A 24742-nucleotide genomic window follows, 5' to 3' on the forward strand; every position below is an offset into this window, starting at 1 on the left:
TTCCCAGCCAGCATCTTGAATCTGATTTGCAGACCCTTGGGAATCCCTTCGATTCAATCCAAATTCATCCCGCTCTAGTCTTCAACCGGCAGCGCTGCCCCTCATTGCCCTGCCGGGCATTTCTCCCCGTATAGTGACGGGGAGAAAGGGCCGTTTCACCGGTTTGGCCAATCGCCAAGTTCACGCCCGCCCGATCATCACATGCGTCGCATCGGCCGTCGCGACCTGGCTGGTGCAGCGGTAGCCGAGCTTCAGCATGTCCAGTCCGGCGAAAAGCTGCTCGCCGGAGCCGAGCAGGATCGGCGCGATCGCGAGATGCATCTCGTCCATCAGGTTTTCCTTCAGATATTGCCGGATCGTGGCGACGCCGCCGCCGACCCGCACATCCTTGTCCTTGGCGGCCGCCTTGGCCTGTTCGAGCGCCGAATGGATGCCGTCGGTGACGAAGTAAAACGTCGTGCCGCCTTCCATGACGATCGGCGCTCGCTTGTGATGGGTGAGCACGAAGACCGGCACGTGATAGGGCGGATTATCGCCCCACCAGCCTTTCCAGCTCTCGTCCGGCCATTCGCCGCGGATCGGCCCGAACATGTTGCGGCCGAGGATCCAGGCGCCGACATTCTCGAAGCTGCGCGCCGCGAAGCCGTCATCGACGCCGGTGGTGCCACCATCTTTGCCGATCACCATCTCGCGAAAGGTGCGCGTGCCGATCATCCATTTATGCAGTCCTTCGCCGCCGACGCCGAGCGGGTTTTCGAGAGTCTGATCGGGGCCTGCGCCGTAGCCGTCCAGCGACAGGGTGAAAGCGTTGACGCGCAGCTTGGACATGATGCCCTCGTAAACCGATTGTAATTCGCAAGCAGTTATGAAGTAGCTTAACCGATTGCAAAATGCAAGCGGCATTTTCCGGCGAGCAATCAACTCGTCGGGGGGCGCCCAGTGACGCAGCGAGAATTTAAAATGGCGCCTGGGCCTAGCCCCTCAGCATCTCCGCTACGGTCGGCGCGAAATAGGTGAGGACACCGTCGCAGCCGGCTCGCTTGAGCGCGAGAAGCGATTCCAGCATCGCCTTTTCGCCGTCGATCCAGCCATTGGCGCTGGCCGCCTTGATCATCGAATATTCGCCCGACACCTGGTAGGCGAAGGTCGGCATCTGGAACTCGTCCTTCAGCCGGCGGATGATGTCGAGATAGGGCAACCCCGGCTTCACCATCAGCATGTCGGCGCCTTCGGCCAGATCCTGCTCGGCCTCGCGCACGGCTTCGTCGGAATTGGCGTGGTCGATGTAATAGGTCTTCTTGTCGCCCTTGAGCAGGCCGGCGGTGCCCACCGCCTCGCGATAGGGGCCGTAGAAGGCGGAGGCGAACTTCGTCGCGTAGGACATGATCGCCACCTCCTGGAAGCCATTGGCGTCCAGCGCGTCGCGGATCGCACCGATGCGTCCATCCATCATGTCGGACGGCGCGATGATGTCCGCGCCGGCGGCTGCCTGGATGACGGCGGCGGCCGTGACCTGCTCGACGGTTTCGTCATTGACGATGATGCCGTCGCGCAGGATGCCGTCATGGCCATGGCTGGTGAACGGATCGAGCGCCGCGTCGGTAATGATGCCGATTTCCGGCACCGCGTCCTTGATGGCGCGAGTGGCCCGATTGATGACATTGTCGGGATCGAGGATATGCGAGCCCGTCTGGTCGCGCAGCGAAAGCTCGATATTGGGGAAAGTCGCGATCGCCGGGATGCCGAGCTTGGCGGCGCGCTCCGCTTCCTTCACCGCGAGGTCGACCGACAGACGGTAGACGTCCGGCATGGCGGCGATCGCCTCGCGCACATTTTCCCCGTCGACGACGAAGATCGGCCAGATCAGATCGTTCACCGAGAGCTGGTTTTCCTGCACCAACCGGCGCGACCAGTCGGCCTTGCGCATGCGCCGCAGCCTGCGGCTGCCTGTGATCTCGTCGACGCTGCGGGCGCCGGCAGGCTTTGCGGGGGTGAACTTGTTCATCGCCAAAACTCTCTTGTCGTCCCGGCTTTTACCATGCGCACCTGCCGCTCACCAATGCGACACGATTGTGCCAGTTCCTTGCTATGTCGGCGCTGCCCCTCACCCTTGTCCTTTCCCCGTGAAGAACGGGGAGGGGATCGCCGGCGCTGGAGCACTTCCCTTCTCCCCGTCTTTCACGGGGAGAAGGTGCCGGCAGGCCGATGAGGGGCCGCGCCGGCGTTTACGGCTGTCCATTTCCCGACAAAATCTGTGCCGCGCCCTTCACAGCCACGCGAAAAGCCTCGTCGAAGCTGACGCCGCGCACCTGCCACTGATAGGTCTTGCCGTGTTCGGCCAGCCGCCAGTCGGCGATCCAGCCCAGTTCCTTGTCGCTCCACAAGATGCTGCCGGCGAGCGCCCGGTCGGCACCCGCCTGCCGGGCGAGCCGGTCGAGCTTTGCCATATCGGCAGTGCGCAGCGCCTTGTCGTCGAGGCCGGCGAGCTGGTCAGCACTTGGAAAGCTGACATGCATCGAGAGCGGCGCCGTGGCGTTGGCAAAGGACAAGCGCATTGACTCGCCGCGATCCTCGTCGGCCGTCAGCACGAAATGCCGCGCCCCTTGCTCGGCCGCTATGAAGACGGCGATCAGCGGCCGCTCGCCGCGCCACGGCTTGCTGCCGAGCTGCGCCAGGAGCTTGTCGACTACGGTGGGCTTGTAGAGGCAGGTGAGATCGTGTGGCCGGTCATGTGTGCCTTGCTCGTCATGGATCGGGACGCCTTCCAGCCGGTCACGGTAGCGGAAGAATTGGACGAAGTCGGCTGCCTTGTTGCGCAGCGCCAGCATCTCCGGCTTCTGCGTCAGCCGCTGATCGCCTGAAACCTTGACCAGCACCTTGTCCAGGCAATCCTTGAAGCCGATCTCGCGGTTCGGCTCGCCGGTGCCGGTCACGATCGTCTGCGCCAGGTAGAGTTCGGAGGCTACCTCGGCGGCGGCCGGCGCAACTCCCAGAAAAAGGAGACCTGCCAATCCAGCAACGAGACGAGAAAACCCAGCCATGGCGATTAGCTCGAAATCTGTCGCGCCGCGTGGGCGCAACACTTTGCCGGTTACCTAACACCGGAAGCGGCTGGCCGCCAGCGCGGCGATGCTGCCATTGACGCATCCCTATGCCGCCTTTAGCACTTCAATCCCCCTTGGAAGGGCGGAGAGGAGGATTCTCTGGCGATGGATTTTGACGGAGGCGACGAGATTCGCTTCGAGCGTTTAGGCAAGGCGGGCGTCGTCACACTGACGCGGCCGCAGGCACTCAATGCCGTCACCCATCGCATGGTCAAGGCGCTCGGCAGGGCGCTTGACGCCTGGGAGGGCGATGCCGGCGTCGCCGTCGTCGTCGTCAAGGCTGAGGGCAGGGCATTTTCCGCCGGCGGCGATATTCTGCACATTTACGAGGCGGGCCGCGCCGGCAAGCCGCCTGTCGACTTCTTCGCCGACGAGTACCGGCTCAATGCCCGCATCGCCCGCTTCAGCAAACCCTATGTTGCGCTGATCGACGGCATAGTCATGGGTGGCGGCGTCGGTATTTCCTTCCACGGCTCACATCGCGTGCTGACCGAGAACGCGCAATTCGCCATGCCGGAAGTCGGCATCGGCTTCTTCCCCGATGTCGGCGCCAGCCATTTGCTGCCCGATCTCGGCGGCAGCTTCGGCATGTATCTGGGGCTGACGGGAAACCGCATCCGCTATGGAGATGCACTGTGGTCGGGCCTCGCCACCCACGCGATCAAGGCCGAGGACCAGGCAGGGCTGCTTGACGAACTGGCGACAAGCGGCGACGCGAACGCGGAGTTGCGCGATTTCTTCATACCCGCAAAACGCGAGACCGAGCCGCAGGATCTGGAATCGATCGTCCGCCATTTTTCGCAGCCCTCGCTCGCCGATCTCGTTGCCAGCCTGGAACGGGCATCCGCCACCGACGCTTTCGCCGCCAAGACGCTGGCGACGATCAGGACCCGTTCGCCGACCAGCCTCAACGTCGCCTGGCGCGAGATCAGCGCCGGGTCGACGCTGTCGATGGACGAGTGCATGAAGATGGAGTTCCGCATCCTCAACCGCATGCTGGCCGGCCACGACTTTTATGAAGGCATCCGCGCTGCCATCATCGACAAGGGTTCGAAGCCGGCATGGTGGCCCGCCAGCCTCGATGCGGTGAGCGCGGCCGATGTCGACGCGTATTTCGCGCCGCTCGGGGCCGGGGAGCTCGAGCTGTGAGCGAGGTCACCTCCAGGCGTGTGGTGCTGCAGCCCTCGACCACCGAGATCATCTTCGCCTGGTTCCAACGGGTCATTGCCGGCTACTGCCTGCTGTTCGGCGTCCTCTACTGGGTCCGGCTGATCGGCATCTATCCGGGCGAGCTCTGGCGCTTCGATTTGATGCCGGTGCACTGGCAGGTGGCCGCAGCCACGCTTGCCGTTTTCTTTCCTTTCGCCGCCGCGGGCCTTTGGATGCTTGCCTCCTGGGGGCCGGTGATCTGGTTCATCTGTGCGGCCACCGAGACCGTCATGTATGCCGGCTTTCCCAATCTCTTCGGCCACCGGCTGCTGATCGTCGTCTCGCATGCCTGCGTGGCGCTGCTCTACATCGTCTTCCGCGTGGTCATCTGGCTGCAGAAGCGCCAGCTCAGGCAATAGCTTGCCGGGCGGCGTCAGGAACCTAGATACGGGGTCGGCGACCGCCGCAAAACCGTTGGCTAAATCTTTAGGTTAATTGTTCTTGCTCGCATGACCGTTCGTTAAGCCTCTTTCGAAACCTCTTACCGGTAAGCTCTTGTTAGCCCTGGCGTTTAAGTCGAATTTTATGAGTATTCGATAGTGTCGCGATCAAGGTGAAGAACAAAAAATCACCGGGCGACAAACGAGAGGCAAAGACAATGATCAATTCGCGTCCGGCGGCGAAGACCGCCAACGTTTCCGACGATCGCCGCGAGGCGATCCGTTCGCTGTACATGGAATCGCTGCAGCTGGTGGAGCGTCTGCATCGCCGTCTGCTTGACGTGATCAAGGACGAGTTCGACCGCAACGGCCGCTCCGACATCAACGCCATCCAGGCGCTGCTGCTGTTCAACATCGGCAATTCGGAACTGACCGCCGGCGAGCTGCGCTCGCGCGGTTATTATCTCGGCTCGAACGTCTCTTATAATCTGAAGAAGCTGGTCGACCTTGGCTTCATCAACCACCAGCGCTCGCGCATCGACCGCCGCTCGGTCCGCGTCTCGCTGACGCCGAAGGGCAACGAGGTGGCCGAGGTCGTCGCCGGCCTATACGAGCGTCATGTCGGCTCGATCGAGGCGGTCGGCGGCATCAACACCGACGAGTTCAAGCAGATGAACCGCGCGCTCCAGCGTCTGGATCGCTTCTGGAACGACACGATCGCTTACCGGATGTAAGCGCATTCGAAATTTGAGACAACGAGGCCGCGCCGAAGGAGCGCGGCGCGGGGGAAATGAGCAATGGGGCCGGTGCTGGAAGGTGCCGGTTCTTTTCCTTTGCGAAAGCGGGGCGGCAGCAGGGCGCTTGACCGCCGAGCAGAGCGCGTGGAAGCTCTGGGGGCGCACTCCCGCCGGAAGCCCGACGGACTATCAGATCACCGGCACTGACGACAACGTGATGCTGGATGGGTCGGGACCTCGGGCTACGACTACACGCTGGAGCAGTTCAAAGCCCTCTGCCCGAACCGGGTGAAATAGGCGCAAACCGAGGGTCACGGCGGGCATCTGGTGAACCCGCCGCTGCCGGCGATGCCAAAAAGCCTCGGTCCCATTTTTGATCATCTCGCCGGGGGCAAATCGCGGGCCAAGGTCACGTTGCCGCCATAATCGCAGTGAAAGCGAGAATGCGGGTGATGCTGCGGCCGTGGCCCTGCGCTCATTGGACCCGGCGCTGCGGCCGCGCGTTTCTGGCGGCCGAGCGTGCGGGACATGGTTGGCTAATTGTTAAGATTGCCGACCCTAGAGTGCGGGCGACCCGCCAGCAGAGCGAACTGAGCGAGATTAGATACAGCTAAAATGTCTGGAACGTCCATGAGAACCAGCCGCCGTTTCTTCCTGACCGGAGCCTCCGCGCTCGCCGCCGCCGTCGTCGCCGGCCATGCCAGCGCGCAGGATGTGATCGGCGACATCCTGAAATCCTCGACCCGCGGCAATTGGGACGACCAGTTCGACGCCCGTGCCAGCGAGACCGGCAAGGTTGCCTCGACGCTGCCGATCTTCAGCCTGCAGACCGTAGCCTTCACCGAGCAGGCGGTGGCCCAGTACCAGGGCATTGTCAGCCAGGGCGGCTGGGAGCAGGTTCCGGCGACCAAGAAATTGCAGCTCGGCGTCGACGATCCGGATGTCGTGCCGCTGCGCAAGCGGCTGATGGCCTCTGGCGACCTGTCGCAGAGCGCCGGCATTTCGACGGCGTTCGATTCCTATGTCGACTCGGCGGTCAAGCGCTTCCAGCTCCGTCACGGCCTGCCGGCCGACGGCTCCATGGGCAAATACACCTATACGGCGATGAACGTGCCGGCGCCGATCCGCCTCGGCCAACTGCAGACCAATCTGCAGCGGCTGCGCGAGAAGGCGGGCACGCTCGGCGACCGCTATGTGCTGGTCGATATTCCGGCGGCGCAGGTGGAAGCCGTCGAGCATGACCGCGTCGTGCTGCGCCACACCGCGATCGTCGGCAAGATCGACCGCCAGACGCCGATCGTGAATTCCAAGATCAACGAGATCATCGTCAATCCTTACTGGAACGCGCCGGTCTCGATCGTACGCAAGGATATCATTCCGCTGATGCGGAAGGACCCGAACTACCTCAAGGACAGCCACATCCGGCTGTTCGCGCCTGACGGCAGCGAGGTCGATCCGATGACCGTCGACTGGTCGACGGACGATGCCGCGAAGTACCGCTTTCGCCAGGATCCCGGCGCCGGCAACGCCATGGCCTCGGTCAAGATCAACTTCCCGAGCCCGGACGGCGTCTACATGCACGACACGCCGCAGCAGAGCCTGTTCGGCAAGCTGATGCGCTTCGATTCCTCCGGCTGCGTGCGCGTCCAGAATGTGCGCGACCTCGTCACCTGGATCCTGCGCGACACGCCAGGCTGGGACCGCCAGCATTTCGAGGCGACGATCAAGACTGGCGAGAATACGCCGGTTCAGGTCGTCAACCCGGTGCCGGTCCACTTCCTCTATCTGTCGGCATGGTCGACCGGACCCGGCGTCGTGCAGTTCCGCGACGACATTTACGGCCTCGACGGCAACAGCGAGCTGCAGATTACTTCTGCGCTGTAAGCGATTGACATAAATCGCGAAAAAGCCGCTCTTGGAGCGGCTTTTTTGTTTGCCTGTCGCCCAAAAGTGCGCAGCGGCTTTGGCAGAACCGCATGCGTCGAATTGAGACTTAAAAGCGCGAACAGCCGGAATCGCATCATGGACGTCGCCGTGTTCATTCTCGTCGTGCTCGCTTTCGTGGCGCTTTCCGGCGCTCTCGTACGGCTGGTGCGGGTGCCGCTCCCCGTGCTGCAGATTGCGATCGGCGCCGCGCTTGCCTGGCCGGCCAAGGGACTGCATGTCGAGATCGATCCGGAACTCTTCCTGCTGGTGTTCATTCCGCCGCTTCTGTTCGGCGATGCCTTCGCGGCGCCGAAACGGGAGCTGATCGAGCTGCGCGGGCCGATCCTCGATCTCGCCATCGGACTGGTCTTCTTCACCATCGTCGGCTTCGGCTATGCCCTGCACTGGCTGGTGCCAAGCATCCCGCTGGCGGTCGCCTTCGCCTTAGCCGCCGTGCTGTCACCGACCGATGCCGTTGCCGTGTCCTCGATCGTCGACCGCAATGTCGTTCCGGCACGGCTGATGCACATATTGGAAGGCGAATCCCTGCTCAATGATGCCTCCGGCCTGGTCATGTTCCGCTTTGCTGTCGCGGCGGCGCTGACGGGCAGCTTTTCTTTCGCCGACGCCTCGTTGAGCTTTCTTTACGCCGTGGCGGCCGGCATCCTCGCGGGCATTGCGGCGTTGTTCGTCGCCGCCAAGGCGCTGCAGGTGCTTGGCCGCATCGGCGGCACGCCGGCGGGGGCGCAGGTGCTGGTGATGGTTCTGCTGCCCTTCGTCGCCTATCTCAGCGCCGAGCATGTCGGCGCTTCCGGCATCCTGGCCGCGGTCACAGCCGGTCTGCTTACGGGCACCTCCGGCATTTTCCGCTTTCTGTCGGTCTCGGCGCGGATCCAGGCGATGTCGCTATGGTCGACGCTGACCTTCGTCTTCAACGGCGCTCTCTTCATCCTGCTCGGCCTGCAGCTTCCTGACGTCATCCGCAGGGTCCCGCCGGAACTCACCAGCCGGTACTGGCTGTTCGAGCCGGCGCTGACCGTGCTCATTTTGACGCTCTGCGTGATCGGCCTGCGCTTCCTCTGGATCTGGGTCGGCGACATGGCGTCGATGATCGCCGCGCGGCTCGGCAAGCGCAAGGCGGAGCTCTTCGGTTTCCGCGTCAGGCTGGCCGGATCGGTGGCCGGCGTGCGCGGCGCGATCACGCTTGCCGGCATCCTGTCGCTGCCGCTCGCACTGCAGGATGGCTCGCCCTTTCCAGCGCGAGACGTGGTGATCTTCCTCGCCGCCGGCGTCATCATCTGCTCGCTGGTCATCGCCAGCCTTGCCTTGCCGAGGATCGCCCGCGGGCTGGTCGAGCCGGGCGAGGATCCGGGTGCGGCCGAGGAGCGGCGCGCGCGTGTCGGCGCCGCCAACGCCGCCATCGCCAAGATCGAGAGCCTCGCCAGCGAGGGCGGCGAAGGCGAGGCGGCCGAGGCCCGGCTCGCGGTCGCCGACAGCATCGTTGCCGGCTATCGGCGCCGCATCGCGGCTTCCGACGAGGCCGAAGAGGCGCACGCCGAGGCGCGCGAATCTGGGCGGCTGGAGCTTGAACTCAGGCACGCCGGCGTCGAGGCGGAGCGCGCCGCCGTGCGCGCCATGTTCCGCAGCCGCCAAATCAACGACCACACGATGCGGGCGCTGCTTTCCGAGATCACTTTGACCGAAGCGCTGCTCAAAAGCCGGCGCGACAGGAAATAGCGTTCAGCCGACTTGCTTGGCGCAATCCGGCCAGCAAATTTCGCGCCGCAAACGTGGCGGGCTCCAATCAACTGTGTTAATGGCGCGGCGACCTCGCAGACCTCCGGCCCCAAGGGAAAGCAAGCCATGTCAAATGCCGCGGCAGCCTCCAACAAATTCGAATCCTTCTTCGAGACCACGCTTGCCGACGCCGATCCGGAAATTTTCGGCGCCATCCGCAACGAGCTTGGCCGCCAGCGCCATGAGATCGAACTGATTGCCTCGGAAAACATCGTGTCCCGCGCCGTGCTCGAGGCGCAGGGGTCGATCATGACCAACAAATATGCCGAGGGTTATCCGGGCAAGCGCTACTACGGCGGCTGCCAGTTCGTCGACGTGGCCGAGGAACTGGCCATCGAGCGCGCCAAGAAGCTTTTCGGCTGCAACTTCGCCAATGTCCAGCCGAACTCCGGCAGCCAGATGAACCAGGCCGTCTTCCTGGCGCTTCTGCAGCCCGGCGACACGTTCATGGGCCTCGATTTGAATTCCGGCGGCCATCTCACGCATGGCTCGCCGGTCAACATGAGCGGCAAATGGTTCAAGGTCGTCTCCTACGGCGTGCGCAAGGACGACCATCTGCTCGACATGGACGCGATCGAGAAGACGGCGCGCGAGACGAAGCCGAAGCTGATCCTGGCCGGCGGCACCGCCTATTCGCGCATCTGGGACTGGAAGCGTTTCCGCGAGATTGCCGATTCGATCGGCGCCTATCTCATGGTCGACATGGCCCATATCGCCGGTCTGGTCGCCGGCGGCGTGCACCCGTCGCCGCTGCCTTATGCTCATGTCGTGACCACCACCACGCACAAGTCGCTGCGCGGGCCGCGCGGCGGCATGATCCTCTGCAACGACGAGGAGATCGCCAAGAAGATGAACTCGGCGGTCTTCCCCGGCCTCCAGGGCGGCCCGCTGATGCACGTCGTCGCCGCCAAGGCGGTGGCGCTCGGCGAGGCGCTGAAGCCGAGCTTCAAGACCTATGCCGAGAGCATCCTCGCCAACGCCAAAGCGCTGGCTTCCAGCCTGCAGGAAACCGGTCTCGACATCGTGTCGGGCGGCACCGACAACCATCTGATGCTGGTCGACCTGCGCCCGAAGAACGCCACCGGCAAGCGCGCCGAGGCGGCCCTCGGCCGGGCCAACATCACCTGCAACAAGAACGGCATCCCCTTCGACCCCGAAAAGCCGTTCGTCACCTCCGGCGTTCGTCTCGGCACGCCGGCCGGCACCACGCGCGGCTTCGGCCAGGCCGAATTCCGCGAGATCGGCAAGCTGATCGCCGAGGTGCTGGACGGGCTGAAGGCGGCGAATTCCGACGAGGGCAATGCAGCCGTCGAGGCCGCGGTCAAGGCCAAGGTCACGGCGCTGACGGATCGCTTCCCGCTCTATCCTTATCTCGGTTGACCGGAAGCCGCGCGTCATCTTTTATCCGCCGGCAGCGCGCCGTCCTGGTTGAACGGCGCCCCGAACTGGAGACTTGATGATGCGCATTTTCCATCTTGCCGCCGTGGCCCTGTTCGGCTCGCTGGCCGGTTTCGCCGTGTCCGGCGCGGTCGCGCAGGAGCAGGCACAGCCGGATTCGAGTTTGCCGGCCACAAACACCTTCGGCAGGTGGACCACGATCATCGACACGCTCGACACCGGGCAGGATGCGCACAAGACCTGCGCGGCCTCCGCGGCTTTCGTCGACGGCATCGGCAATGCGGGCACGCTCACCCTGTCGATCTCGACCGGCGACGCGTTGCCGCCCGATGCCTATCCCGCCATCATGATCACTATCGACAACAAGGACCTGCCGACCGGCAAGGACATCGCGGCGACCTTCGGCGACCCCGGCATCAAGGTTTCCGCGAAAGTCTATTCGAATGCCGTCGGCGGTCGTCCCAGCTGGACGGTCGACAACCAGGCGAAGACAAGTCTCGCTCTGCTGCGCGCCATGCGCAAAGTCACCTCGCTGGATGTTGTTTTTGGCAAGCAGACCGTCGCCAGCATTCCGATGGACGGCTTCACCAAGGCCTACCGCAACCTCGGCGCGTCCTGCGGATTCCCAACCAAGGACGTCGCGCCCTGAACCGACCGGGCACGCCGGGGCAGGGCGCTGGCAATCTTTCTCGCGCCTCGCTATCTCTGAGGCATGAAAGGCTCTAAGCCTTTCCGCTCACCAGAGCGAGATGACGCTTCCTTGAATCGCGATCTCGCTCTAAGATTTTGTTTTTGAAGCATGATCTCCGAAAGTCTGCAACTTTTCGGGATGATGTTTTGAATCGCGAACCCAAGGCTCTCCATGCGCTGCCCCTATTGCCAGTCCGAAGATACGCAGGTGAAGGATTCGCGTCCCGCCGAGGATGGCGCGGCGATCCGCAGGCGCCGCGTCTGTCCGGATTGCGGCGGCCGCTTCACCACTTTCGAGCGCGTGCAGCTGCGCGATCTCGTCGTCATCAAGAAGTCCGGCCGCAAGGTGCCGTTCGACCGCGACAAGCTGCTGCGCTCGGTCGAGATCGCGGTCCGCAAGCGCAATGTCGATCCCGAGCGGATCGATCGCGCCGTGACCGGCATCGTGCGCCAGCTCGAAAGCTCCGGCGAGACGGAAGTCGCCTCCGGCGAGGTCGGTCGGCTCGTCATGGAGGCGCTGAAATCGCTCGACGACGTCGCCTATGTCCGCTTCGCTTCGGTCTATCGCAATTTCCGTGAAGCCAAGGATTTCCACGAATTGCTGGGCGAACTGAAGGGCGACGAAGAAAAGACCGAAGAGGACGCCGGCTGATCATGGCGAAAGCTCAATTGGGCGAGGCCGAGCAAGCAGCCCTTGATCGCCGCTTCATGGCGGCGGCCATCAGGCTGTCGCGCCGCAATGCCGGCCGCACCGCGACCAACCCTTCCGTCGGCACCATCATCGTGCGCGATGTCGGCGCCGGCCCGATGATCGTCGGCACCGGTGTCACTGCTGTCGGCGGCCGGCCGCACGCCGAGACCGAGGCGCTGGCCGAAGCCGGCGAACTGGCCCGCGGCGCCACCGCCTATGTGACACTTGAGCCCTGCGCTCATCACGGCCGCACGCCGCCTTGCGCCACGGCGCTGGTCAATGCCGGCGTTGCGCGCGTCGTCGGCGCGGCGAGCGATCCCGATCCGCGCGTTTCCGGCAAGGGCTACGCCATCCTGCGCGCCGCCGGCATTGAGGTCGTGGAGAAGGTGCTTGCCACCGAGGCCGCCGAGCAGATGGCCGGCTATTTGATTCGATCTTTGAAGAAACGTCCCGAAGTGACGCTGAAGCTTGCGCTTTCGAGTGACGGCAGGATCGGCCGCAAAGGCGCCGGCCAGATCACCATCACGGGCGAGATCGCCAGGCGCGAAGTCTATCTTATGCGCGCGGAGGCCGACGCTATCCTGGTCGGCATCGGCACGGCGTTGGAGGACGACCCGGCGCTGACCGTACGCCTCCCGGGGTTGGAGAACCGCTCCCCGGCTCGCATCATCCTCGATCGCCAGATCCGGCTGCCGGAGTCGTCGAAGCTTGTTTCCGGGGTCGATCGTGTGCCGCTCTATGTCGCCGCATGCGCCGAGGCCGACCCGCAGCGGCGGGCTGCGCTCGAACGCGCAGGCGTGCACTTCATCGGCACCGAAACCTACGAGAGCGAAGTAGCCCTGCCGGAACTGCTCGAGGATATTGCAGCGCTCGGCATGGCGAGCGTGCTGGTCGAAGGCGGCGCCAAGGTGGCCGAGGCCTTCCTGGCGGAAGACCTCGTTGACCGCATCGTCCTATTCCAGGGACCGGAGGCGATCGGCGAGGACGGTATCGCCTCGCCGATCGACGCTGCCCATATCCCGCCGGGTTTCCGCAAATTGCGTGAGATGCGCTTCGGCGAGGACAGCTATGCCGAGTGGGTAAGACCATGATCCCAAAAAGTGGGAACCGGTTTTTGGATAAGATCATGGTTCAACTGGAAGACTCGCTCTGATGTTTACAGGAATTGTTACGGACGTCGGCACTGTCGCTTCGGTGAAGCCGCTCAGCGAAGGCGTCAGTCTCCGCATCGACACGGCCTACGACCCCGAAACGATCGCGATCGGCGCTTCGATTTCCTGCGGCGGCGTCTGCCTGACCGTGACGGCGCTGCCCGAGAACGGCTCGAACGCGCGCTGGTTCGAGGTCGAGGCCTGGGAGGAGGCGCTCAGGCTGACCACTGCATCCGGCTGGAAATCCGGCACCAGGATTAATCTCGAACGCGCGCTGAAGATCGGCGACGAGCTCGGCGGCCATATCGTCTCCGGCCATGTCGACGGCGCGGCGGAAATCGTCGAGCGCAGGGAAGAGGGCGACGCTGTGCGGTTCACGCTGGAAGCGCCGCGCCACCTGGCGAAGTTCATCGCGCCGAAAGGCTCCGTCGCGCTCGACGGCACGTCGCTGACCGTCAACAAGGTGGCAGCTACGCGCTTCGATGTGCTGCTGATCCAGCATTCGCTGAGCGTCACCACCTGGGGCGAGCGCAAGGCTGGCGATCGCGTCAACATCGAGATCGATACCATGGCCCGTTATGCCGCGCGTCTGGCGGAGGCGGCAAAAGAGGGGCTATGAGCGCAGCCGAGGGGTTCCGGCGAGGCGGCGCGGATCGCTGAAAGGCGCCAGGTCGCGCCGGCGCCTCAGCTTCCCTTCTGCTCACGCCCCTCGTAAGCTTTCTCTTGGTCGGAGGGAAATCCATGACCAACCCGTCGCAGCAAGCCATGAGGCTGGGTTTCGGATTTTCGCTCTATCGCCTGATGCGGCTTCTGTCGTCTGAAGGGGTGTTTGAGCGGGTGATCGGCACTCGAGCATCGATCTCGATCCTCGAGGCTTCGCCTGCTAGCTGAAGAAGCCCGGAAGATCGTGCTGCTTGGGATCCGGATCTGTCGTCGGGAGATGCTGGACCTGTGTCGGGCGGCAATCTTGTGCTTGCGATCAAACCGGCTTCGGCCTAAGTCACCGGCAACCCCCCGGAGACTTTTATGGCAGGCATATCCCAACACGGCAAAGCGTTCATTCGTCCGCAGGCGAAGGCGCATCTGCTCATCGTCGAGGCGCGTTTCCACGACGACCTCGCCGACGCGCTGCTCGAAGGCGCGACCAGCGCGCTGGACGAGGCCGGCGCCACTTATGACGTCGTGACTGTTCCTGGCTCGCTCGAAATACCGGCCGTCATCACCTTCGCGCTGGACGGTGCCGGCGAGGGCGGCGTACATTATGACGGCTTCGTCGCGCTCGGCACCATCATCCGTGGCGACACCTATCATTTCGATATCGTCGCCAATGAATCGAGCCGTGCGCTGATGGACCTCTCCGTGCAGGAAGCGGTCTGCATCGGCAACGGCATCCTGACCACCGAGAACGACGCCCAGGCCTGGATGCGGGCCAAGCGCACCGAAGGCGACAAGGGCGGTTTTGCCGCCCGCGCGGCGCTGACCATGATCGCGCTCAAAGAGAAATTCGGAGCCCAATCGTGAGCGATCCTGCCGAGACCGGTGCGGTGCGCCACGCCAACAAGCGCGGTGCCGCCCGTCTTGCCGCCGTCCAGGCGCTCTATCAGATGGACGTGGCCGGCAGCGGTGTTTTCGAGATCACCGCCGAATACGAGGCCTTCCGCCTCGGCAAGGAAGTCGACGGCGCGCTCTATCGCGAAGCCGACGCGCAATGGTTCCGCGCCATCCTGACCGGTGTCGTCGAGAACCAGAAGACCATCGATCCGATCATCCGCCAGGCGCTGACCGACGACTGGCCGCTGTCGCGGCTGGACTCGACGCTGCGCGCCATCCTGCGCGCCGGCGTCTATGAGCTGATGAAGCGCGAGGACGTGCCGGTGGCCGTGATCGTGTCGGAATATGTCGACATCGCCAAGGCCTTCTACGAGGAGGACGAGCCGAAGCTGGTCAACGCCCTGCTCGACCGTGTCTCGCGCCGGGTGCGTGGCGAGGGCCGCGGCAAGGATGCATCGTGACCGCCACGGCAGTCGTCGCTGACGCCGGCAGGGAGGCCCGACGCACGGCAGTGCTTCTCGCGGCCGCGCAGGCGATCGTCGGCTCCGCCGCGCCGATCGCCATTTCGCTCGGCGCGCTTGCCGGCCAGTACCTGCTCGGCCCCGACAAATCGCTTGCGACGGCGCCGGTCACCGGCTTCAACCTCGGCGTTGCGCTCGGCGCCCTGCCGGCGGCCGGCATCATCCGCCGGCTCGGCCATCGCGGCGGCTTCATGACCGGCACCATCGTCACCGCCCTCGGCGGCCTGATCGCGACGCTCGCGCTCTTTCAGGCGAGCTTCTGGCTGTTCGCCTTTGGCCTGGGCGTGATCGGTGTCGGCGGCGCCTTCGTGCAGCAGTTCCGCTTCGCCGCCGCCGACAACGCGCCGCCGCAATTCAAGGCGCGCGCCATTTCCTTCGTGCTGGCTGGCGGCATCGTCACCGCCATCCTCGGCCCTCAGATCGTCATCTACACCCGCGAGCTTCTGGCGCCGGTGATGTTTGCCGGATCCTTCGCCTCGATCCTGGTGCTGGCCGCCATAGGTGCGATTATCCTTTCGTTCCTGCATACGTCCAGGCGGACGAGCAGCGCCACCGAAGCCGCCGCAAGCGACGCACGTCCGCTGGCCGAGATCGCAACCCAACCGCGTTTCGTCGCGGCGCTGTTTTGTGCCGTCGGCAGCTATGCGCTGATGAGCTTCGTCATGACCGGCGCGCCGCTCGCCATGGTCGGCTGCGGTCTTTCAACCGACGATGCGACGCTTGGCATCTCCTGGCACGTTATGGCGATGTTCGGGCCGAGCTTCTTCACCGGTTCGCTGATCCATCGCTTCGGCGCCGAGCGCATCGTCGCCATCGGCCTGGTGCTGCTCGTCGGCTGCGCAGTGGTGGCGCTCTCAGGCCTTGCGCTATGGCAGTTCTGGACGGCGCTGATCCTGCTCGGCCTCGGTTGGAATTTCGGTTTCATCGGCGCGACCGCCATGGTCGCGGCGAGCTACCATCCGTCCGAAAAAGGCAAGGTGCAGGGCTTCCACGATTTCGTCCTGTTCGGCTCCGTCGCCTTCGCTTCGCTGATGTCGGGCGCGGTCTACAATGCCTGGGGCTGGACCATGCTGAACTGGATCGTGTTCCCGGTCGTTGTGCTCTGTTTCCTGGCGCTCGGCACCTTGAAGCTGCCGGGCTTGCGCCGCGCCAACTGACATTACCGCTGTTTGCATCGAGCGCTGCGCAGCGCGCCGGATGGCACCGGCAGCGAATCTAGCGGCATCGATCGCCGTGCCGCCGCGCAGTCGATCTGAATGCACGGCGGCCGCTGCCGGTGAGCCGCGGCAATCGTCTTTCTGGCGAAAGCCGGGCAAAAACCGAACAATATCTTGACGTTCCGAGCCCTGTTTCGCATACACCCTAGCCAAGGGGTGGATTCCGCGTGCGGCGTTCATCTCCGTCCCAACGGCCCAGGGAGGGGTTCTTCTGGGCCATCAATCGAGGAAAATCCGGCAATGACCATCATTACCGCCGTCATCGCCTGCGGCTTGTTGTCAGTCCTGTACGCCATCTGGGCGACACGATCGGTGCTTGCGGCCGATCAGGGCAACCAGCGCATGCAGGAAATCTCCGCCGCCATTCGCGAAGGCGCCCAGGCCTATCTGGCGCGCCAGTACACGACCATCGCCGTCGTCGGCATCGTCGTGCTTCTTCTCGCCTGGTGGCTGCTCTCCATCACTTCCGCGATCGGCTTCCTGATCGGCGCGGTGCTTTCGGGCGCTGCCGGCTTCATCGGCATGCATGTCTCGGTGCGCGCCAATGTCCGCACCGCGCAGGCCGCTTCCAACAGCCTCGCCGCCGGCCTCGACATCGCCTTCAAGTCCGGCGCCATCACCGGCCTGCTGGTGGCGGGCCTGGCGCTGCTCGGCGTCTCGATCTACTACCTCATCCTGACCGGCCCGATGGGCCTGCAGCCCAACGACCGCGTCGTTATCGACGCGCTGGTCTCGCTCGGCTTCGGCGCCTCGCTGATCTCGATCTTCGCCCGTCTCGGCGGCGGCATCTTCACCAAGGGCGCCGACGTCGGCGGCGACCTCGTCGGCAAGGTGGAAGCCGGCATTCCGGAGGACGATCCGCGCAATCCGGCCACCATCGCCGACAATGTCGGCGACAATGTCGGCGACTGCGCCGGCATGGCCGCCGACCTGTTCGAGACCTATGCGGTGACGGTCGTCGCCACCATGGTTCTGGCCGCCATCTTCTTTGGCGGCACCGCAGTCTTGGGCGCAGCGATGCTCTATCCGCTCGCCATCTGCGGCGCCTGCATCCTGACCTCGATCGTCGGCACCTTCTTCGTCAAGCTGGGCTCCAACGGCTCGATCATGGGCGCCCTCTACAAGGGCCTGATCGTCACCGGCCTGCTGTCGATCGTGGGCCTGGCCGTCGCCACTTCGGCGACGCTCGGTTGGGGTGAGGTCGGCACCGTCGCCGGGATCGCCATCACCGGCAAGAACCTGTTCATCTGCGGTCTGATCGGTCTTCTGGTGACCGGCCTCATCGTGGTGATCACCGAATACTACACCGGCACCAACAAGCGCCCGGTGAATTCGATCGCCCAGGCGTCGGTTACCGGCCACGGCACCAATGTCATCCAGGGCCTCGCCGTCTCGCTGGAATCGACGGCGCTTCCGGCCATCGTCATCGTCGGCGGCATCATCGCCACCTACCAGCTTGGCGGTCTCTTCGGAACGGCAATCGCCGTTACCACCATGCTCGGGCTCGCCGGCATGATCGTGGCGCTCGACGCCTTCGGCCCGGTCACCGACAATGCCGGCGGCATCGCCGAAATGTCGGGCCTGCCCAAGGAAGTGCGCCACTCCACCGACGCGCTCGACGCGGTCGGCAACACCACCAAGGCCGTGACCAAGGGCTATGCCATCGGCTCCGCCGGCCTCGGCGCGCTGGTGCTGTTCGCGGCCTATTCGAACGACCTCAGGTTCTTTGCCGCCAATGGCGACAAATACCCTTACTTCCAGGGCATGGGCGAGATCTCCTTCGACCTCTCCAACCCGTATGTCGTTGCCGGCCTGATCTTCGGCGGCCTGATTCCGTATCTGTTCGGCGGCATCGCCATGACGGCCGTCGGCCGCGCGGCGGGCTCGATCGTCGAGGAGGTGCGCAAGCAGTTCCGCGAGGACAAGGGCATCATGGCCGGAACCTCGAAACCGAACTATGCGCGCGCCGTCGACCTGCTGACCCGGGCAGCGATCCGGGAAATGATCATCCCGTCGCTGCTGCCGGTGCTGGCGCCGCTCGTCGTCTATTTCGGCGTGCTCCTGATCTCGGGCTCGAAGGCCTCGGCCTTTGCGGCCCTTGGCGCCTCGCTGCTCGGCGTCATCGTCAACGGCCTCTTCGTCGCCGTCTCGATGACCTCCGGCGGCGGCGCCTGGGACAACGCCAAGAAGTCGTTCGAGGACGGCTTTACCGACAAGGACGGCGTCAAGCACCTGAAGGGCTCCGAGGCGCATAAGGCCTCAGTCACCGGCGACACCGTCGGCGACCCCTACAAGGACACTGCCGGCCCGGCCGTCAACCCGGCGATCAAGATCACCAACATCGTTGCGCTGCTGCTCCTGGCCGTGCTCGCTCACGGCTGAGCCAGGCGTTCTTTCTGGACCAAGTGAGCCCGCGGGAGCGATCCCGCGGGTTTTGTTTTTCGACTTAGCGGTTTCGGCGTAACAAAAAACCCGCCGAAGCGATTCGGCGGGTCTTGGTCCGTGGACGTCGCTGACAGCGAACTCAGGGCGTGCCGCCGCCCGGGATGCCGGGCGCCAGCTTGCTGGCGCCGTTGATGATCTGGCTGAGGAAGTTCTGGTCCTTGCCGCCCGTCGGCGTCGTCCTCGAGATGAAGTCGAAGACCTTGCCGTCCTTCAGACCGTAATTGGCGATCTGGGTGACGCGGCCGTCGGCGCCGAAATAGACCGCCAGCACGTGCTGGTCGACGATGTGCGGGTTGTCGAATGCGACGTAGCGCTTGCGCGTCTGCGAGATGTAGTAGAACGCCTCGTTGTCGAAGGTCGCCGTCGTCGACGGCGTGCCCAGCGCAAGAAGCACCTGCTCGCGACTCGATCCGACCGGCACCGAGTCGATCGCCGCCTGGTCGATGACGTAGCCTTTCGTCAGCGTCTCGCTCGGATGCAGATCACCGAACATCTTGGACGAATTGCAGGCGGAAAGCGCGGATACCGCCACCAGCAGAGAGGCCACGCCCGCCGGCACAGGCATGAAAAACGACTTGAATTTCAGCGCACCCAACAACAATTCTCCATCACATCCCCGCAGCTTGCGCTGGGCCGCAAAACCGGTAAACCAGCTTGCATGCCGATGCAACAAGGCCAAATCAAACAAAAGGTCCCCGGGAGACCACCCTCAATGTTCCAGCGCCTTTTTGGTCGCGAACGTCACGCCAACCGCGCCATCACCGAGGCGCTCTACGCACAAATCGTGGCGGCGGCGCGGCAAACGGTGTTTTATTCCGACTGGAATGTGCCGGATACGCCGCTTGGCCGCTTCGAGATGCTGTCGCTGCATATGTACCTGATCCAGCGCCGGCTGCGCGGGGAGGGCGGGGCCGCGGCCGAGGTCGCTCAGGTGCTGATCGACGAGTTCTTCCTCGATGTCGACCATTCGCTGAGGGAACTCGGCATCAGCGATGTCGGCGTGCCGAAGCGCATGAAGAAGCTGGCAAAGATGTTCTATGGCCGCACCGCGGCTTACGACGAGGCCTTGCGGGACGACGACGGCGCGGCGCTTGCCGCGGCGCTCGCCCGCAATGTCAGGCCCGATGCCGGCGAATGGTCTGAGGCGTCGCTGCTGGCGAGCTATGTTTGCGCGGCGTCCGGGCAGCTTGCCGCTCAGCCGACCGAATCGATCATGGCCGGAACCGTTGCGTTCCCGGCCGCCGGAGCCACCTGAAGGAGGCGAGAATGAAGCACGCCGAACCGCAGAGCCCCGTATCCTTTGTCGCCAATGTCGCCCGCCTGCCGCAGAAGGGTTTGCCGGTCGCGATCGAGGCCGACGAACGGCAGCGCGCAGCACTTGCCGCCGAATATGACCTGCTTTCCGTCGAGAGCTACCGAGCCGAGCTCTTGGTGGCGTCCTGGAAACGCAACGGTGTAAAGGTCAGCGGCCGTGTCGAAGCCGACATCACCCAGGCCTGTATTGTCACCCTCGAGCCGGTCGCGGCTCACATCGACGAGCCTGTCGAGGCGCTGTTCTTGCCGGAGCAGTCGAAACTCGGGCGCGAAGGCTTCGACGGCGGCGGCGAGATCGTCCTCGACGCCGACGGGCCCGACAGCCCGGAGACTTTTTCCGGCGACACCATCGATGTCGGGGCGCTCGCCGAGCAGTTTTTCGGCCTCGCGATCGACCCTTATCCGCGCAAGCCCGGCGCCTCGCTCGAGGCTGCGGGTGACGATCAGCCCGAGGAAAGCGAATTCCAGAAAAAGCTGCGTTCGCTGCTCGGAAAATCCTGAACGCGGCCTGGATTTTGGAAAAGTTGGTTGTGCGGCAGCCCAAAACCGCTATTTTCGCCGAACCTTCGCGAGCCCCCTTACCTCGGCAGGCGCCCGCCGCTAGCCAGGCAAACCGTGAGAAAAACACCGCGTGATCAGGATTTCCATCGATGCCATGGGCGGGGATCACGGACCAGGCGTCGTCATCCCCGCGCTGATGACGGTCGCCATCCGCCGCCCTGACATCCGTTTCGTCATCTATGGCAGCGAGGACGCCGTGCGCCCCGAACTGGCCAAGTTCCCCAAGCTCGCCGAGGTGAGCGAGTTCGTCCATTGCGAGATCGCTGTCAGGATGGACGACAAGCCGAGCCAGGCGCTGCGCCATGGCCGCTGGAAATCGTCGATGTGGAAGGCGGTCGAGGCGGTGAAGAACGGCGCCGCGCAGGCCTGCATCTCAGCCGGCAACACCGGCGCGCTGATGGCGATGTCGAAATTCTGCCTGCGCACCATGGCCACCATCGACCGCCCGGCGATCGCAGCGCTTTGGCCGACGACGCGCGGCGAGAGCGTGGTGCTCGACGTCGGCGCCACCATCGGCGCGGATGCGCATCAGCTCGTCGACTTCGCCATCCTCGGCACCGGAATGGCGCGTTCGGTGTTCGGCATCGAGCGGCCGAGCGTCGGCCTGCTCAATGTCGGCGTCGAGGAGATCAAGGGCCAGGAGGAGGTCAAGGAGGCCGGGCGCATGCTGCGCGAGGCCAACATGGCCTCGATGAACTATCGCGGCTTCGTCGAGGGCGACGATATCGGCAAGGGCACGGTCGACGTGGTCGTCACCGAAGGCTTTGCCGGCAACATCGCGCTGAAGACCGCCGAGGGCACGGCAAGGCAGATCGCCGGCTATTTGCGGGCCGCCATGAGCCGCACGCTGATGGCCAGGATCGGTTACGTCTTTGCCAAAGGCGCCTTCGACCGGCTGCGCGAGAAGATGGATGTCGGCCGCTCCAATGGCGGCGTCTTCCTGGGCCTGAACGGCATTGTGGTGAAGAGCCATGGCGGTGCCGATTCGGATGGCTTTGCGGCGGCGATCGAGCTCGGCTACGACATGGTGCGCAACAATCTGCTTGACCGGATCGAGGCCGATCTCGATCTGTTTCATGCGCGCAATCCGACTGCCCAGGCAAACAGGAAATCCGGCGTCGTCGTCGACGCCGAGGAATAGGAACGAACCTTGATCAGATCAGTCGTGCGCGGCAACGGTGCCGCGCTGCCCCGCCGCATCATGAAGAATGCCGATTTCGAAGGCATGGTCGAGACCTCCGACGAGTGGATCGTTCAGCGCACCGGCATCCGGCAGCGCCACGTCGCGGCCGACGACGAGACGACGGCCTCGCTGGGCGAGGCGGCGGCGCGCGCCGCGCTCGACAGCGGCGGCCTGACGCCTGCCGATATCGATCTGATCGTGCTGGCGACGTCGACGCCCAACAATACTTTTCCCGCGACCGCTGTTGAGATCCAGAACCGGCTCGGCATGCGTCACGGCTTTGCCTTCGACATGCAGGCCGTGTGTTCCGGCTTCGTCTATGCCGTCGCCACGGCCGATCTCTATATCCGCGGCGGGTTGGCAAAACGCGCGCTGGTGATCGGCTCCGAAACCTTCTCGCGCATCCTCGACTGGAGCGACCGCTCGACCTGCGTGCTTTTCGGCGACGGCGCTGGCGCCGTTGTGCTGGAAGCGCAGGACGGGACGGGCGGCATCGCCGATCGCGGTGTGCTGGCCGCCAGCCTGCGCTCGGACGGCGTCCACAAGGAAAAACTCTTCGTCGACGGCGGGCCGTCCACCACCGGAACGGTCGGCCATCTCAGGATGGAAGGCCGCGAGGTGTTCAAGCACGCGGTCGGCATGATCACCGACGTCATCGAGGCAACTTTCGCCGAGGCCGGCATCACCGCGGAAGACCTCGATTGGTTCGTGCCGCATCAGGCCAATAAACGGATCATTGACGCTTCCGCCAAGAAGCTCGGGATAGCCGAAGAGAAAGTCGTGGTCACCGTCGATTTGCACGGTAATACCTCGGCTGCCTCCGTGCCGCTCGCTTTGTCGGTGGCCGTCGCCGACGGCCGCATCAAGAAGGGCGACCTTGTTCTGCTCGAGGCGATGGGCGGGGGTTTTACCTGGGGCGCGGTGTTGCTCCGCTGGTAAGTGCCGAACGCGGGGGTTCGGTCCTTGACCTTGCCGGATCAATTACTTAGGCTCTGCCGCTGCCTGTATCGATTTATGTTTTTGAGCTGATGGGACGGTCGCATGGGGGGAAAGACACTGACGCGTGCCGACCTAGCCGAAGCCGTTTACCGCAAGGTTGGTTTATCGCGAACTGAATCGGCCGAGCTGGTCGAGGCCGTCCTGGATGAGATTTGCGAAGCCATCGTTCGTGGCGAGACGGTGAAGCTCTCTTCCTTTGCGACTTTCCATGTCCGCTCCAAGAACGAGCGCATCGGCCGCAATCCCAAAACCGGCGAGGAAGTGCCGATCCTGCCGCGCCGCGTGATGACCTTCAAATCCTCGAACGTGCTGAAGAACCGCATCTTGCGTTCGCACCAGAACAGCAAGGCCAAGGGCGTCAAGTAGGCCTCGAATGCCGGTTGAAAACCGCGGCTCCTTTGACGCTGGGCTTGAATTACGCTTCATAAACCGCTGAAATAAGGTACGATTCGGATCAACTCCGGATTGCGGACCAGCGTGAGGATTCGCCCATGGACAAGAGCCCCGATGCTTTCCGCACCATCAGCGAAGTCGCGGAAGATCTCGACCTGCCGCAGCACGTGCTGCGTTTCTGGGAAACGCGTTTCAACCAGATCAAGCCGATGAAGCGTGGTGGCGGCCGCCGTTACTACCGGCCGCAGGACGTTGAGCTGATCAAGGGCATCCGGCACATGCTCTATGATCAGGGCTATACGATCAAAGGCGTGCAGAAGCTGTTGCGCGAGAACGGCAACCATTTCCTGGTTGCGATCGGCAATGGCGACATGGCAGCCGTCGAGGCGATCGCGCAACGCCGCCAGGCCGAGCAGGTGCCGCTGACCGCGGCTGCCCAGCCGCGCGGCGACGAGGATGCGCTGGTCGGTCAGCCCAAGGTGAAGCCCAGCCGCCGTTTCTTCGGTCTCGGCAAGGGCGACGACGAAGGTCCCGTGCAGCCGGACTCCTCGAAATTGTCGCGCGACAACCGGGCCTTGCTGCAGGAGGCGCTCTTCGACCTTTTGGAGTGCAAGCGCCTGCTCGACCAGGTGCGTTGAGCTGCGGTTGCCGCTCCCGCGTTCGAACGGCCGGCGTCCCTGACAGCCGGAACTGCTGTCGCATCCATGCGTTAGCCCTTCTCTGCAAAGAAGGACATCAGGCATGGCATGGTTTTCGACCCTTTCCGATCTCGATCTGGACAGGCAGGTCGCGGCGCTCTCGCGCCAACTGGATGATGTCAGGAAAGCCTTGGCCAAACGCGGCGACACCTATTACGAGGACGGCCGCGAGGCGGCGTCCGACTATTATTCGCAGCTCGCCGACCGCTTTCACGAGGCGCTGCCGGCAATCAGGCGCCGGGGCAGGGCGCTCGAGCATACCGCGCGCGACCATCCGGCCACCGTGGCCGCAGTCGGGCTGGTCGTGGTCGGCCTGCTTGCCGGCCTTCTGATCAGCCGGCGCTGATTGCGAAACAGAAATGGCGACCATTCGCGCCGGCCGCCATTTTCCGTCAGCAAGAGAGCCCATCCGGATCAAATCGGGAAGGAATGGGCTTCGGCTTCGATCAGTTGGCGAGCTTGATCCGGCTCTTCGGATCGACCTTCATAACCTGGCTGCACTTGCCGTAGACGGTGCCGTTCTTATCGGTGGCGTCGGTGTAGGTGCCCTTGCAGTCGAGCTGCAGCACCAGACAGGAGCCGGAGCCTTTGCAGACCGCGCCGCCGTCACCGGTCGGATGGGTGCCGGCAAAGGCTGGCGCGGAAACCGAGCCGAAAGTCGAGACGACGACGGCGGCGGCGAGCGAGATGCGCTTGAAGTTGGTCATGTGAGCATTTCCTTCCATTGGTTGCTGGGATCGCTTTCTGGCGTCCCGGTCCGGTTGAGGAGCGCCTTCG

Annotated in this window: 27 protein-coding genes; 22 read left to right on the forward strand and 5 right to left on the reverse strand. The window is 64.2% G+C overall.

Annotation, left to right across the window (positions count from 1 at the left end; translation table 11 throughout):
* Positions 1-180: 180 nt before the first annotated feature.
* The 3 genes from CK220_RS23170 to CK220_RS23180 form a co-directional block, all read right to left on the reverse strand.
* Positions 181-828, reverse strand: a complete 648-nt coding sequence (locus tag CK220_RS23170; protein WP_095813766.1) for a dihydrofolate reductase family protein — start codon at positions 826-828, stop codon at positions 181-183.
* A gap of 145 nt (positions 829-973) precedes the next feature.
* Complete coding sequence (gene hemB / locus CK220_RS23175) at positions 974-2005, reverse strand: porphobilinogen synthase (RefSeq protein ID WP_095813767.1); 1032 nt, start codon at positions 2003-2005, stop codon at positions 974-976.
* Between the two features lie 220 nt (positions 2006-2225).
* Positions 2226-3041 (reverse strand): DUF2066 domain-containing protein, encoded by an 816-nt coding sequence (locus CK220_RS23180; protein ID WP_095813768.1) that lies wholly within the window; start codon positions 3039-3041, stop codon positions 2226-2228.
* 168 nt (positions 3042-3209) lie between these two features.
* On the opposite strand from CK220_RS23180, the gene CK220_RS23185 reads away from it, so the two are divergent.
* The 15 genes from CK220_RS23185 (at position 3210) to CK220_RS23250 (ending at position 18754) form a co-directional block, all read left to right on the forward strand.
* Entirely contained in the window at positions 3210-4253 is a 1044-nt protein-coding gene (locus CK220_RS23185; protein WP_095813769.1) for an enoyl-CoA hydratase/isomerase family protein, read from the forward strand.
* On the forward strand, positions 4250-4672 hold the full coding sequence (locus CK220_RS23190; RefSeq protein WP_095813770.1) for a DUF6163 family protein: 423 nt from the start codon (positions 4250-4252) through the stop codon (positions 4670-4672). Before CK220_RS23185 ends, CK220_RS23190 begins: the two co-directional genes overlap by 4 nt.
* 239 nt (positions 4673-4911) lie before the next feature.
* The gene (locus CK220_RS23195; protein ID WP_067001002.1) at positions 4912-5427 is read left to right on the forward strand and encodes a winged helix DNA-binding protein; all 516 of its coding nucleotides are present in this window, start codon (positions 4912-4914) and stop codon (positions 5425-5427) included.
* Between the two features lie 633 nt (positions 5428-6060).
* A complete protein-coding gene (locus CK220_RS23200) occupies positions 6061-7314 on the forward strand; it encodes a L,D-transpeptidase family protein (RefSeq protein ID WP_095813771.1) in 1254 nt (417 codons plus the stop codon).
* A 138-nt stretch (positions 7315-7452) separates the two neighbouring features.
* Entirely contained in the window at positions 7453-9093 is a 1641-nt protein-coding gene (locus tag CK220_RS23205) for a Na+/H+ antiporter (RefSeq protein WP_095813772.1), read from the forward strand.
* Between the two features lie 126 nt (positions 9094-9219).
* Positions 9220-10533 carry a serine hydroxymethyltransferase gene (gene glyA / locus CK220_RS23210; RefSeq protein WP_095813773.1) on the forward strand — a complete coding sequence of 438 codons (1314 nt, stop codon included), beginning with the start codon at positions 9220-9222 and terminating at the stop codon, positions 10531-10533.
* Between the two features lie 76 nt (positions 10534-10609).
* A complete protein-coding gene (locus tag CK220_RS23215; RefSeq protein WP_245429358.1) occupies positions 10610-11200 on the forward strand; it encodes a hypothetical protein in 591 nt (196 codons plus the stop codon).
* 213 nt (positions 11201-11413) lie between these two features.
* Positions 11414-11893, forward strand: a complete 480-nt coding sequence (nrdR, locus tag CK220_RS23220; protein ID WP_059184872.1) for a transcriptional regulator NrdR — start codon at positions 11414-11416, stop codon at positions 11891-11893.
* Positions 11894-11895: 2 nt separating this feature from the next.
* Complete coding sequence (gene ribD, locus CK220_RS23225; protein WP_176479173.1) at positions 11896-13023, forward strand: bifunctional diaminohydroxyphosphoribosylaminopyrimidine deaminase/5-amino-6-(5-phosphoribosylamino)uracil reductase RibD; 1128 nt, start codon at positions 11896-11898, stop codon at positions 13021-13023.
* Positions 13024-13084: 61 nt separating this feature from the next.
* Positions 13085-13702, forward strand: a complete 618-nt coding sequence (locus CK220_RS23230) for a riboflavin synthase (RefSeq protein WP_095813775.1) — start codon at positions 13085-13087, stop codon at positions 13700-13702.
* A gap of 122 nt (positions 13703-13824) precedes the next feature.
* Positions 13825-13974: a hypothetical protein gene (locus CK220_RS32030; protein WP_176479174.1), complete on the forward strand. Its 150-nt coding sequence runs from the start codon at positions 13825-13827 to the stop codon at positions 13972-13974.
* 135 nt (positions 13975-14109) lie between these two features.
* Entirely contained in the window at positions 14110-14604 is a 495-nt protein-coding gene (gene ribH, locus CK220_RS23235) for a 6,7-dimethyl-8-ribityllumazine synthase (protein WP_095813776.1), read from the forward strand.
* Positions 14601-15095 carry a transcription antitermination factor NusB gene (gene nusB / locus CK220_RS23240; protein WP_095813777.1) on the forward strand — a complete coding sequence of 165 codons (495 nt, stop codon included), beginning with the start codon at positions 14601-14603 and terminating at the stop codon, positions 15093-15095. The genes ribH and nusB overlap by 4 nt, the downstream gene beginning before the upstream one ends.
* Positions 15092-16312 (forward strand): MFS transporter, encoded by a 1221-nt coding sequence (locus tag CK220_RS23245; RefSeq protein WP_095813778.1) that lies wholly within the window; start codon positions 15092-15094, stop codon positions 16310-16312. The genes nusB and CK220_RS23245 overlap by 4 nt, the downstream gene beginning before the upstream one ends.
* 300 nt (positions 16313-16612) lie before the next feature.
* The gene (locus CK220_RS23250; RefSeq protein WP_095813779.1) at positions 16613-18754 is read left to right on the forward strand and encodes a sodium-translocating pyrophosphatase; all 2142 of its coding nucleotides are present in this window, start codon (positions 16613-16615) and stop codon (positions 18752-18754) included.
* A gap of 142 nt (positions 18755-18896) precedes the next feature.
* Here the strand turns inward: CK220_RS23250 and CK220_RS23255 are convergent, their stop codons facing one another.
* Positions 18897-19412, reverse strand: a complete 516-nt coding sequence (locus tag CK220_RS23255) for an outer membrane protein assembly factor BamE (RefSeq protein WP_095813780.1) — start codon at positions 19410-19412, stop codon at positions 18897-18899.
* 117 nt (positions 19413-19529) lie between these two features.
* Between CK220_RS23255 and CK220_RS23260 the strand changes: the two genes are divergently transcribed.
* The 7 genes from CK220_RS23260 to CK220_RS23290 all read left to right on the forward strand — a co-directional run bounded on the left by CK220_RS23260 (position 19530) and on the right by CK220_RS23290 (position 24311).
* Positions 19530-20072: a ubiquinol-cytochrome C chaperone family protein gene (locus CK220_RS23260; protein ID WP_095813781.1), complete on the forward strand. Its 543-nt coding sequence runs from the start codon at positions 19530-19532 to the stop codon at positions 20070-20072.
* Positions 20073-20083: 11 nt separating this feature from the next.
* Positions 20084-20632 carry a DUF177 domain-containing protein gene (locus tag CK220_RS23265; protein WP_095813782.1) on the forward strand — a complete coding sequence of 183 codons (549 nt, stop codon included), beginning with the start codon at positions 20084-20086 and terminating at the stop codon, positions 20630-20632.
* A 130-nt stretch (positions 20633-20762) separates the two neighbouring features.
* On the forward strand, positions 20763-21833 hold the full coding sequence (gene plsX, locus CK220_RS23270; protein ID WP_095813783.1) for a phosphate acyltransferase PlsX: 1071 nt from the start codon (positions 20763-20765) through the stop codon (positions 21831-21833).
* 9 nt (positions 21834-21842) lie between these two features.
* Entirely contained in the window at positions 21843-22814 is a 972-nt protein-coding gene (locus CK220_RS23275) for a beta-ketoacyl-ACP synthase III (RefSeq protein WP_095813784.1), read from the forward strand.
* A gap of 102 nt (positions 22815-22916) precedes the next feature.
* Positions 22917-23240 carry an integration host factor subunit alpha gene (locus CK220_RS23280; RefSeq protein ID WP_067000778.1) on the forward strand — a complete coding sequence of 108 codons (324 nt, stop codon included), beginning with the start codon at positions 22917-22919 and terminating at the stop codon, positions 23238-23240.
* A 125-nt stretch (positions 23241-23365) separates the two neighbouring features.
* Complete coding sequence (locus CK220_RS23285) at positions 23366-23905, forward strand: MerR family transcriptional regulator (protein WP_067000781.1); 540 nt, start codon at positions 23366-23368, stop codon at positions 23903-23905.
* Positions 23906-24008: 103 nt separating this feature from the next.
* A complete protein-coding gene (locus CK220_RS23290) occupies positions 24009-24311 on the forward strand; it encodes a DUF883 family protein (RefSeq protein WP_095813785.1) in 303 nt (100 codons plus the stop codon).
* 100 nt (positions 24312-24411) lie between these two features.
* Here CK220_RS23290 and CK220_RS23295 read toward each other — a convergent pair whose 3' ends face one another.
* Positions 24412-24672 (reverse strand): hypothetical protein, encoded by a 261-nt coding sequence (locus tag CK220_RS23295; RefSeq protein ID WP_245429359.1) that lies wholly within the window; start codon positions 24670-24672, stop codon positions 24412-24414.
* Positions 24673-24742 lie beyond the last annotated feature (70 nt).

Source organism: Mesorhizobium sp. WSM3860, from assembly GCF_002294995.1.
GTDB lineage: Bacteria > Pseudomonadota > Alphaproteobacteria > Rhizobiales > Rhizobiaceae > Mesorhizobium.

Excerpts from the sequence above, each read along its gene's own strand:
- CK220_RS23170 (WP_095813766.1), bottom strand. The coding sequence starts at position 828 with ATGTCCAAGCTGCGCGTCAACGCTTTCACCCTGTCGCTGGACGGCTAC.
- hemB (WP_095813767.1), bottom strand. The coding sequence starts at position 2,005 with ATGAACAAGTTCACCCCCGCAAAGCCTGCCGGCGCCCGCAGCGTCGAC.
- CK220_RS23180 (WP_095813768.1), bottom strand. The coding sequence starts at position 3,041 with ATGGCTGGGTTTTCTCGTCTCGTTGCTGGATTGGCAGGTCTCCTTTTT.
- CK220_RS23185 (WP_095813769.1), top strand. The coding sequence starts at position 3,210 with ATGGATTTTGACGGAGGCGACGAGATTCGCTTCGAGCGTTTAGGCAAG.
- CK220_RS23195 (WP_067001002.1), top strand. The coding sequence starts at position 4,912 with ATGATCAATTCGCGTCCGGCGGCGAAGACCGCCAACGTTTCCGACGAT.
- CK220_RS23200 (WP_095813771.1), top strand. The coding sequence starts at position 6,061 with ATGAGAACCAGCCGCCGTTTCTTCCTGACCGGAGCCTCCGCGCTCGCC.
- CK220_RS23205 (WP_095813772.1), top strand. The coding sequence starts at position 7,453 with ATGGACGTCGCCGTGTTCATTCTCGTCGTGCTCGCTTTCGTGGCGCTT.
- glyA (WP_095813773.1), top strand. The coding sequence starts at position 9,220 with ATGTCAAATGCCGCGGCAGCCTCCAACAAATTCGAATCCTTCTTCGAG.
- CK220_RS23215 (WP_245429358.1), top strand. The coding sequence starts at position 10,610 with ATGATGCGCATTTTCCATCTTGCCGCCGTGGCCCTGTTCGGCTCGCTG.
- nrdR (WP_059184872.1), top strand. The coding sequence starts at position 11,414 with ATGCGCTGCCCCTATTGCCAGTCCGAAGATACGCAGGTGAAGGATTCG.
- ribD (WP_176479173.1), top strand. The coding sequence starts at position 11,896 with ATGGCGAAAGCTCAATTGGGCGAGGCCGAGCAAGCAGCCCTTGATCGC.
- CK220_RS23230 (WP_095813775.1), top strand. The coding sequence starts at position 13,085 with ATGTTTACAGGAATTGTTACGGACGTCGGCACTGTCGCTTCGGTGAAG.
- CK220_RS32030 (WP_176479174.1), top strand. The coding sequence starts at position 13,825 with ATGACCAACCCGTCGCAGCAAGCCATGAGGCTGGGTTTCGGATTTTCG.
- ribH (WP_095813776.1), top strand. The coding sequence starts at position 14,110 with ATGGCAGGCATATCCCAACACGGCAAAGCGTTCATTCGTCCGCAGGCG.
- CK220_RS23250 (WP_095813779.1), top strand. The coding sequence starts at position 16,613 with ATGACCATCATTACCGCCGTCATCGCCTGCGGCTTGTTGTCAGTCCTG.
- CK220_RS23260 (WP_095813781.1), top strand. The coding sequence starts at position 19,530 with ATGTTCCAGCGCCTTTTTGGTCGCGAACGTCACGCCAACCGCGCCATC.
- CK220_RS23265 (WP_095813782.1), top strand. The coding sequence starts at position 20,084 with ATGAAGCACGCCGAACCGCAGAGCCCCGTATCCTTTGTCGCCAATGTC.
- CK220_RS23280 (WP_067000778.1), top strand. The coding sequence starts at position 22,917 with ATGGGGGGAAAGACACTGACGCGTGCCGACCTAGCCGAAGCCGTTTAC.
- CK220_RS23285 (WP_067000781.1), top strand. The coding sequence starts at position 23,366 with ATGGACAAGAGCCCCGATGCTTTCCGCACCATCAGCGAAGTCGCGGAA.
- CK220_RS23290 (WP_095813785.1), top strand. The coding sequence starts at position 24,009 with ATGGCATGGTTTTCGACCCTTTCCGATCTCGATCTGGACAGGCAGGTC.
- CK220_RS23295 (WP_245429359.1), bottom strand. The coding sequence starts at position 24,672 with ATGACCAACTTCAAGCGCATCTCGCTCGCCGCCGCCGTCGTCGTCTCG.